Source organism: Candidatus Pelagibacter sp., assembly GCF_052049835.1.
Lineage (GTDB): Bacteria > Pseudomonadota > Alphaproteobacteria > Pelagibacterales > Pelagibacteraceae > Pelagibacter.
Genome location: NZ_JBNGZF010000004.1, coordinates 52,208 through 61,577 on the forward strand (window position 1 = coordinate 52,208; position 9,370 = coordinate 61,577).

8 protein-coding genes and 1 tRNA gene are annotated in these 9,370 nt (G+C 31.1%); 4 read left to right on the plus strand and 5 right to left on the minus strand.

Annotation, left to right across the window (positions count from 1 at the left end):
* Nucleotides 1-2 precede the first annotated feature (2 nt).
* The 4 genes from ACTT9R_RS04015 to ACTT9R_RS04030 are packed head-to-tail and all read right to left on the minus strand — an operon-like array spanning nucleotide 3 to nucleotide 5,094.
* Nucleotides 3-566 (minus strand): sarcosine oxidase subunit gamma, encoded by a 564-nt coding sequence (locus ACTT9R_RS04015; protein WP_440926753.1) that lies wholly within the window; start codon nucleotides 564-566, stop codon nucleotides 3-5.
* Entirely contained in the window at nucleotides 559-3,564 is a 3,006-nt protein-coding gene (locus ACTT9R_RS04020; protein ID WP_440926754.1) for a sarcosine oxidase subunit alpha family protein, read from the minus strand. The genes ACTT9R_RS04015 and ACTT9R_RS04020 overlap by 8 nt, the downstream gene beginning before the upstream one ends.
* Before the next feature lies 1 nt (nucleotide 3,565).
* Nucleotides 3,566-3,841, minus strand: coding sequence for a sarcosine oxidase subunit delta (locus ACTT9R_RS04025; RefSeq protein WP_145597818.1), 276 nt, complete (start codon nucleotides 3,839-3,841; stop codon nucleotides 3,566-3,568).
* Nucleotides 3,841-5,094, minus strand: coding sequence for a sarcosine oxidase subunit beta family protein (locus tag ACTT9R_RS04030; protein ID WP_440926755.1), 1,254 nt, complete (start codon nucleotides 5,092-5,094; stop codon nucleotides 3,841-3,843). Before ACTT9R_RS04030 ends, ACTT9R_RS04025 begins: the two co-directional genes overlap by 1 nt.
* Before the next feature lie 67 nt (nucleotides 5,095-5,161).
* Between ACTT9R_RS04030 and ACTT9R_RS04035 the strand changes: the two genes are divergently transcribed.
* A tRNA-Ser gene (locus ACTT9R_RS04035) sits at nucleotides 5,162-5,253 on the plus strand.
* Here ACTT9R_RS04035 and ACTT9R_RS04040 read toward each other — a convergent pair.
* Nucleotides 5,254-7,479 carry a lytic transglycosylase domain-containing protein gene (locus tag ACTT9R_RS04040; RefSeq protein ID WP_440926756.1) on the minus strand — a complete coding sequence of 742 codons (2,226 nt, stop codon included), beginning with the start codon at nucleotides 7,477-7,479 and terminating at the stop codon, nucleotides 5,254-5,256.
* A 43-nt stretch (nucleotides 7,480-7,522) separates the two neighbouring features.
* Here ACTT9R_RS04040 and dapA point away from each other — a divergent pair, with 43 nt between their 5' ends.
* Genes dapA through folK form a run of 3 tightly spaced genes read left to right on the plus strand, consistent with a single transcriptional unit; the run spans nucleotide 7,523 to nucleotide 9,358 of the window.
* Complete coding sequence (dapA, locus tag ACTT9R_RS04045; RefSeq protein WP_440926757.1) at nucleotides 7,523-8,404, plus strand: 4-hydroxy-tetrahydrodipicolinate synthase; 882 nt, start codon at nucleotides 7,523-7,525, stop codon at nucleotides 8,402-8,404.
* On the plus strand, nucleotides 8,404-8,874 hold the full coding sequence (smpB, locus tag ACTT9R_RS04050) for an SsrA-binding protein SmpB (RefSeq protein ID WP_440926758.1): 471 nt from the start codon (nucleotides 8,404-8,406) through the stop codon (nucleotides 8,872-8,874). The genes dapA and smpB overlap by 1 nt, the downstream gene beginning before the upstream one ends.
* A complete protein-coding gene (folK, locus tag ACTT9R_RS04055) occupies nucleotides 8,801-9,358 on the plus strand; it encodes a 2-amino-4-hydroxy-6-hydroxymethyldihydropteridine diphosphokinase (protein ID WP_440926759.1) in 558 nt (185 codons plus the stop codon). Before smpB ends, folK begins: the two co-directional genes overlap by 74 nt.
* Nucleotides 9,359-9,370 lie beyond the last annotated feature (12 nt).

Consider the following 9,370-nt stretch of genomic DNA (forward strand, 5'->3'; position numbering starts at 1 on the left):
GTTTATAATCTTGAACCACAGTCTTCAATCCAAGAACAAAGATGTTCAGCAAAAGATCTTCTAACAAACAGATTTAAAATATTTTCATCTTTATGGTGCAGAATTACATCTACATGATTTAAAACAGTCTGAGTTGTTGATCCTTTTTTTTCTTTAAATTCATTAAAATTAAAGGGAGATCCTGCAGAAAAGATTTCATAGACATTTTCACCTTTAAGTTCTAATTGAACAAATTGATCTGTTACATCTATAACAGCACCTAAATTTGTTTTTGAAATACTATTAAATAACATTTCATATAGATCGGATTTATTAGTGTCTTTACTTGCCAGCTCATTTGAGATTATCATCCATTCGTCTGGACTAAGCCATATTGCTGTTAATTTATCACTCATTGTTGAAGTGTTCGATTCTGTAGGCAAGATCATATTAAGATTTTTACCAACATTTGTTAAAAATTCTCTTTTTTTACCTCTCAAATTAATTTTTATTACTGGAGAGATTTCCTTTACAGAAATACTTTCTTGCTTAATTTCATTTTTAATAACTGAATTATAGTTAAGCATTTAACCTCTCATTTTTCTCGTCATAAAAGACTGGACTTGCAACAGTAACATTAATATTTTTATTTTCCATCGGCACAAAAAGTTTTTTTCCCATCATATCTTTTCCACCTCTAACTACTGCAAGTGCTATTGATTTCTTTAGGTTTGGACTGAAATAACTTGAAGTTACATGTCCAAGCATTTCTACTGGACTTTGATTTACCTCAGAAACTATTTGTGCTCCTTCTTCTAAAACAATATTTGCATCATCAGTTAATAAACCTACTAATTGTTTTCTATCTTCTCTCATTGTATCAGATCTATAAAGAGATCTTTTTCCTATGAAATCGTATTTCTTCTTGCTTACTATCCAATCCATTTGAAGATCGAAAGGAGTCATTGTTCCATCTGTATCTTGACCAACAATAATAAAACCTTTTTCTGCTCTTAATAAGTGCATTGTCTCAGTTCCATAAGGAGTAATGTTAAACTCTTTACCTGCCTCTATACATTTTTCCCATAAATCTTTTCCATAACTTGCTTGAACATTTATTTCGAAGCTAAGTTCTCCAGTAAAACTAATTCTCATTATTCTGCATTGAATATTTCCAATTTTTGCTTCTTTAAAAGACATATGAGGAAAATTTTCATCTGATAAATCTAAATCAGGAATTATTTTTTTAAGAATTTTTTTACTATTAGGTCCGCACAAACTGGCTGTAGCATAATGATCTGTTACAGAGGTTAAGTAAACATCAAGCTCAGGCCATTCTGTTTGAAGATAATCTTCAAGTTTTCCTAAAACATTCGCTGCACCACCAGTTGTAGTGGTCATGATGTAATGATTTTCACCTAATCTAGTGGTAACTCCATCATCATAAACCATACCATCTTCATTTAACATTAGGCCGTATCTACATTTTCCTATAGCTAATTTTGACCAAGCATTTGTATAAACTCTGTTTAAAAATTCAGAAGCATCACTTCCTTGAATGTCAATTTTACCAAGAGTAGAGGCATCTAATATACCGGCACTTTCTCTAGCAGCTTTACTTTCTCTTTGTACCGCTTGATGCATAGTTTCTCCGTTAATAGGGTAGTACCATGCTCTCTTCCATTGACCGACATTTTCAAATTCAGCTTTATTTTCAACATGCCAATCATTCATTGGTGTTCTTCTAAAAATATCAAAAAACTTTCCTACATTTCTACCTACAATAGTTCCAAATGTTAATGGTGTGTAAGGAGGTCTAAATGTAGTAGTTCCTAATTCTCCCATTTTAACACCGGCAGTATCTGCAATTATGCCTAAGGCATGCATATTTCCTAGTTTACCTTGATCAGTTCCCATTCCAGTTGTTGTGTACCTCTTAACATGTTCGATAGATCTAAAACCTTCTCTTAATGCCAATTTGATATCTTTAGCCGTTGCATCGTTTTGATAATCTACAAATGGTTTAGTTTTGCCCAAAGGTTTATCGGAAGGTAGTAACCAAATATTTCTATTTGAATTTTCCTCATCAATCTCAACTTTAATATTATCTAAATCCGTTTCTTTTATATTTAGAGTATCTTTAAGTTTCTTATTTAAATTTTTAATGATTTCATCAATTTTAAAATCTCCACCACAAGATCCTACGCTTATTTGTTCTGATGTATTCTGATTTGGTAAGAAAATCTGTTTTTCCTCATCAAACTTAAGTTTACTACCTGATTGTGTATATAAATGAACAGCAGGCGTCCAACCACCAGCAACTCCTAAGCAATCACACGAAATAGAAATTTTACTTCCAGTGACTGATGTTCCATCATTAGACAGCTTCATGATTGAAATATTATTTAATCTTTTGTATCCACCTGTATCAACAATTGTATGTGACCAATAAATTTTAATACCTGCTTCTTCTACTTTTTTTACAATTTTACTTTCGGATTGCTCTCTAATATCAATGATTGCTTCAACATTGATACCTTTGTTATATAATGATAAAGCACTTTCGTAGGCACTATCATTATTAGTAAAAAATACATTTTTACTACCACATGCAACACCATAAAATTCACTGTATTTCTTTACAGCAGATGAAAGTATTATTCCTGGTCTATCATTATTATTAAATATTAAAGGTCTTTCCAATGCACCTGTAGCTAAAATAACTTTCTTAGCTCTAATTTTAAGAAGTCTTTGTCTGATTTTATTTGTTTTATCTTTAGTCTCTAAATGATCAGTTAGGTTTTCTCTAGCCAAAAGATAATTGTATTGATGATAAGCAGCCACACTTGTTCTAGTTTTTATCTCAAGATTTTTAATAACTTTAAGCTCCTCTATTTCTTTTTTTATCCACTCTGAAGGGGTTTTATTATCAATTTTGTTAAATTCGTTATTTTCATAAATAGTTGATCCACCAATTTCATTTTTTTCATCAACTAACAACGTTTTAAAATTATTTTTAGCTGCATTTTTTGCTGCCAGTATTCCCGATATACCAGCGCCTACAACTAATACATCGCAGTGAACATTTCGGTGGTCATAAATGTCAGGGTCAATTGATGTTGGTGATTTCCCTAAACCAGCTGAGTGTCGTATGAAAAATTCATATTTCTCCCAGAAACTAGCAGGCCACATAAATGTTTTATAATAAAAACCTGCTGGAAAAAAAGGGGAGAGAAAATTGTTTATTCCACCAATATCAAACTCAACACTTGGCCAACAATTTTGACTTGATGCCTCCAAACCCTCATAAATTTCCACTTCAGTTGCTCTAACATTGGGTTCCGTTCTATTGGTACCAGGGTTTATTTGAACTATAGCATTTGGTTCTTCAGAACCACATGTCATAATTCCTCTTGGCCTATGATATTTAAAACTTCTTCCAACTAAATGGACATCATTTGCAAGTAATGCCGATGCTAAAGTATCGCCTTTAAATCCATGGTAAGTTTTGCCATTAAATTTAAAGGAAATTCTATTAGTTTCATCAATATACTCGCTGGATTTTACTCTTAAGTTTTTAGTCATTTTATTGAGCAGGTGGTTTTTCACCCATTTTATAAATTGCTTTTATTTCATCGTTAGAAGTATCCCTAACCATATTAAACCATTTACGACAACCATGTGCATGGTTCCATCTTTCAAATTGAACACCTTTAATATTTTTTCTCATAAATAAATATTCTGCCCACTCATCATCACTTAATTCTGTTGGTTGCTTAGGTCTCTCGATATGAGCTTCACCGCCAGCCTTAAATTCTTGCTGATCTCGTTCTCCACAGTATGGACAGTTTATTAAAAACATTAATGAGCAACCGCTGCAGCCCCATGTTCATCAACAAGGTCTCCGCTTACAAATCTATTTAAATTAAATGCAGCATTAAGTTTGTGTGGTTCATCATTTGCGATAGTATGTGCAAACAAATCTCCAGATCCAGGAGTTGCTTTAAATCCTCCAGTACCCCAACCACAATTAAAGTATAATCCTTTAATTGAAGTTTTACTTAAAATTGGACTAGCGTCAGGACAAATATCTACTATTCCTCCCCATTGTCTTAACATTCTCATTCTACTGAAAATTGGATATAATTCTAAAATAGCATTTAGTGTTCCTTCAACTATTTGATGACTACCTTTTTGAGTATAAGAAACATAATCATCTGTTCCAGCACCAATGACCAATTCTCCTTTGTCAGATTGACTGACATAAGCATGCACTGCATTAGACATTACAACTGTATCAATAATTGGTTTTACAGGTTCAGAAACTAAAGCCTGTAAAGGTTTACTTTCAAGTGGAAGTCTTAGACCGGCCATATTAGCTATTACACTTGAATGACCAGCTGCAACTACACCAACTTTCTTAGTTTTTATAAATCCTTTTGTTGTTTCTATTCCTTCAACACTATCTCCATTTCTTTTTATTCCTTTAACTTCACAATTTTGAATAATATCAACACCCATTGCATCAGCTCCTCTAGCATATCCCCAAGCAACTGCATCGTGTCTCGCAGTACCAGCTCTCCGTTGTAAAGTTCCTCCTAAAACAGGGTATCTAATATCTGGCGATGTATTTATGATTGGACAAAATTTTTTAACTTCTTCAGTGCTTAAGTAGACTGCATCAATTCCATTTAGTCTATTTGCGTGTGTTCGTCTTTTTAAATCTCTAACATCTTGTAAATTATGTGCAAGGTTCATTACACCTCTTTGACTAAACATTACATTATAGTTTAGTTCTTGAGATAAACCTTCCCAAATTTTTAATGCATGATCATATAATCCTGCACTAGCGTCCCATAAATAATTTGATCTAATAATTGTTGTATTCCTTCCAGTATTTCCTCCACCAATCCAACCTTTCTCGACTACAGCAATATTATTCATATTGTGTTTTTTTGCTAAATAGTATGCTGTAGCCAATCCATGGCCACCACCTCCAACAATAACAGCATCGTATTCTTTTTTAGGAGAAGGGTCTTTCCATGCTCTTTGCCAATTTTCATGATATGAAAGAGCATTTTTGATTAACGAAAATACTGAGTACTTATTTCTCATAATAATTGAATAATTACTTTATATATATTGAATTTTCAATACAATCGCTTAATACACAATGTCATACGGAAGAGTGGGTGAGAGGCTGAAACCAGTCGTTTGCTAAATGACCGTGCGAGGAAACTTGTACCGAGGGTTCGAATCCCTCCTCTTCCGCCACTAAAATAGAGGCTGATCTTTAAAAAAGTTTTTCATAGGTACTGGCCGTTGTTCCAAAATATATCTATAGACATTATAATTTTCCATTACACGCTGTACGTAATTTCTTGTTTCTCTAAATTTTATTAATTCAACCCAATCAACAAAATCAACTTGTTTTTTTTGTGGATCTTTATTTATTTTTTTCCAATATTTAACTCTGTTGGGTCCAGCATTATAAGCAGCGACTGCAAAAGGGTAGGCACCATCATATTGTAGAATTAAACCTGCAATATAATGAGAGCCTAAATTAATATTATATTCTGGATCAGTGGTTAATCTTGATTTTGAATATGGAAGTTTGGCTTGTTTTGAAACTAATTTTGCTGTGTATGGCATCAATTGCATTAATCCTTTTGCACCAGCATGACTATTAGCTTCCAAATCAAATTCACTTTCTTGTCTAATTATAGATAAGATCAAAGCACTTTCTGGAATTTTTCTTTTATTAATATATTTAGGAGTACTAATTATTGGGTAATTGTATTTATTATGAAATCTTTTTTGATAAGACGCAATTTTTGAAACCTGAATAGCAAAGTCATATCTATTTATACTTGTAGCTAATTCTGCAGCCAAAACTTCACTACCTTTTGCTATATTATCATTAGCTAAATGTCTTAAAATATGTTTTGTATATTTATCTTTCTTTAATTCATCTAGAAGATAAGAAATTTTTACAAGCTCTTTATTAAAAAATTGAATTCTGTATTTTGGATCTATTTCCATATCTTTTTCTAACTCGAATTTTCCATTTGGATTTAATTTTAAAAAAGCTAGCTGACCATAGTAAGTAGTAAGATATTTTGTAGCTTCTCCGTACCAATTTTTTGATTGCTCTCTCTCGCCCATTTTTTCATATGCTCTTCCAAGCCAATATGCACCTCTTGATAGACTTATTGGATAACTAACATTTTCATAAAAGTTTTTAAAATGATCTTTAGCTGTCAAAGGATCGTTTAAAAAACTCAATGCTATCCATCCACTCATCCATTCAGCAGCTGCATATTCAGACCCTTGAGTCATTCCATGATTGCTTGAAATTTTATATGAAATTTCATATTTTTTTTTATAAAGCAATGCCCTTGCTATAATTTCTCTTTCTTTCCACCATTTATCTGGTCTAACTAAATACTCCTTGTCATTTCTTATCTTCAATAAGATTTCAGTTGAAGAGTCTACACGTCCTTTTTTTCTTCTCCATTTCAACCGATCATAATTTAATCCTGCATCATTCTTAAATTTTTGTGGAACATTTGCTATAGCCTGGTCAACTCCATAGCCCTTACTCATTAAAAGGTATCTTGCGTTATATAAAAGTTCATAATCTTTTGGCAGATATCTTATTAATCTTTGCAAATCCCAACGATCACCGTTCCAAGCCAAATAATCAGCTCGTTTAATATAATCATCTGCATTCAAATATTTTTTATATTTTTTTCTAAAATATTTTAATTCATTTTTAGATAAATCTGCTGTTATCCAACCTTCTTTAATCAGTTTAATACCTGCTTTCTTTTCTCCAATTAAGATGCGACTCTCTCCAAGTATCATTTTTCCATATCCACTTAATGGATCTTTTTCTCCAAACCAATTTAATATTTTTTTTGGTGAAACACTTTCCGTTGATAGTTTGTGTTCAGCTAAATATCTAATTCTGTTTATTCTAGGATAATCTGAATTTTTATTTAAAAAAACTTGATATTCGTAAAAAGAAGCCTGGTTACCAGAGGTTAAAAGATGTCTCCATTGTATAAAATTGTAAATTGACTTGTCTTTTGCTTTTTTTGCTATTTTTAGTGCAGATGACCATTTACTTTTCTGCATTTCTGAAATGGCTTTTTTAGCTAACCCGAAGTCTCTTTTACTATAATACTTTGAAATTTTTATATTCATTGCTGAGCTAATGCCAGCTACGGTTGGCTTTTTCTTCGGTATTTTAAAACTTAATTTTTTTTCTTTTAAAACCAAATCTTTTTTAACTATCACTTCTTCGATTTTAATTTCTTTGGTTTTTGAGGGCTTTTTTAAAGGCTTAAGAATATTTATAGATATTTTCTTTTGAATTTCTTCTTTACTTAAAACAGGTTTTTTTAAGGGTACAATTGAATTGATTTCAGCAAAAAGATTATTTGAAAATATTAATATTGATACAGTGAAACCTAAAAATAATATTTTTTTGAGCATAATCTTTTAGTATATGAATCTTTAAACTATGTTATAAGTATTTATGTTTAAAGGATCAAATGTTGCTTTAATTACACCATTTAAAAATAATGGTCTAGATGAGGAAGCGTATATAAAATTAATCCATTTCCACATCGATAATGGTACTAATGGACTTGTTCCAGCTGGTACAACAGGTGAATCTCCTACGTTAAGTCATAATGAACATGAAAGAGTAATAGATTTATGTATAAAAGAAAGTAATGGAAAAATTCCAGTTATTGCTGGAACTGGGTCAAACTCAACAGAAGAAGCGATTTCTTTAACCACACACGCAGAAAAAGCAGGTGCTAACGGTGCTTTGATAGTTACACCTTATTACAATAAACCAACTCAAGAGGGCCTGTATCAACATTATAAAGCAATTAATGACAAGTGTGGGATTCCAATTATAATTTATAATATTCCTGGTAGATCTGTTATTGATATGTCAGTCGACACAATGGCTAGATTGTATGAATTAAAAAATATAGTTGGTGTAAAAGATGCAACAGGTGATTTAGATAGAGTTAATCAGACACTTAAAAAAATGGGAAAAGATTTTATTCAATTAACAGGTAATGATGATAATGCTTTTGAATTTAATAAACGTGGTGGGGTAGGTACCATTAGTGTAACAGCAAATATTGCACCTAAGCTTTGTTCAGATTTTCAAAGATTTTCAAAATCAGATACTGATAATGAAATTAAAGAAGCAGAAAGATTAGATAAATTATTACAACCTATTCATCACTCAATGTTTGTTGAGAGCAATCCTAGTCCGGTAAAATACGCTGCAAAACTTTTAGGTCTTTGTGATGACAATGTAAGACTACCACTTGTAAAAGTAACAGAGACAACAAAAGAAATTGTAAAAAAAGCTCTTCAGTCTGCTAAGTTAATTTAATGAGCAAAAAAACCAATCCTGGTTTAAAAATCATTTGTTTAAATAGAAAAGCTAGTTTTAACTATTTTTTTGAAGATCTTTTTGAAGCCGGAATTGCTTTAAAGGGATCTGAGATAAAATCAGTAAGAGATGGTAAGGTGAATATTGCTGAGTCATATGCTGTTGAAAAAGGGGGTGAAATTGTCTTAATAAATTCACACATATCTCCATACAAGCAAGCCAGTTACTCTAATCACAATCCAACAGATGATAGAAAATTACTTCTTAATAAAAAAGAAATAAATAAATTAATAGGTAAAATGCAAAGAGATGGTTTCACATTAGTTCCAACAAAAATGTATTTTAAAAAAGGAAGGGCTAAAATAGAATTAGCTGTTGCTAAAGGAAAAAAGCAATATGATAAAAGAGCAACAAAAAAAAGTAGAGATTGGAACCGTGAAAAAGCAAGATATATTAGAAAATCAAGCTAAAATTGTTTTTTTAGGAATAGGTTCAAATTTAGGTCTAAAAAAAAGAAATATAGAAAAAGCAAAATTTTTATTAGCAAACCATAACTTAGATTTTCTCTCGGTATCTAGTTATTATGAAACTCCCTCTTGGCCCGATGCAAGAAAACCTAAGTTCTTAAATATTATTTTAAAATTAAGATGTTATTACAATCCTAAAGAACTTTTAAAAATATGTAAATCTATAGAAACTCAATTAGGTAGAAAAAAAGCAAAAAAAAACGCTCCTCGTATATGTGATATTGACATAATCGATTTTAATAAATTAGTGTCTAAAAAAAATGCTAAAATTAATTTACCTCACAAAATGATGCATAAACGAAATTTTGTGTTATTTCCTTTATTTGAAATTCAAAAGAATTGGATCCATCCTAATAAACAAATTGATGTTAAAACCTTGATTTCTCTTCTTCCTGATAGAGACATTAGATCTATTAAACAAATTTGATTTAGTGGTATA

Coding starts and splice junctions, on each gene's coding strand:
- ACTT9R_RS04025 (WP_145597818.1), bottom strand. CDS start 3,841: ATGTTTTTAATAAACTGTCCATACTGTGGAGAACGAGATCAGCAAGAA.
- ACTT9R_RS04015 (WP_440926753.1), bottom strand. CDS start 566: ATGCTTAACTATAATTCAGTTATTAAAAATGAAATTAAGCAAGAAAGT.
- ACTT9R_RS04030 (WP_440926755.1), bottom strand. CDS start 5,094: ATGAGAAATAAGTACTCAGTATTTTCGTTAATCAAAAATGCTCTTTCA.
- smpB (WP_440926758.1), top strand. CDS start 8,404: ATGAGCAAAAAAACCAATCCTGGTTTAAAAATCATTTGTTTAAATAGA.
- folK (WP_440926759.1), top strand. CDS start 8,801: ATGATAAAAGAGCAACAAAAAAAAGTAGAGATTGGAACCGTGAAAAAG.
- dapA (WP_440926757.1), top strand. CDS start 7,523: ATGTTTAAAGGATCAAATGTTGCTTTAATTACACCATTTAAAAATAAT.
- ACTT9R_RS04040 (WP_440926756.1), bottom strand. CDS start 7,479: ATGCTCAAAAAAATATTATTTTTAGGTTTCACTGTATCAATATTAATA.
- ACTT9R_RS04020 (WP_440926754.1), bottom strand. CDS start 3,564: ATGACTAAAAACTTAAGAGTAAAATCCAGCGAGTATATTGATGAAACT.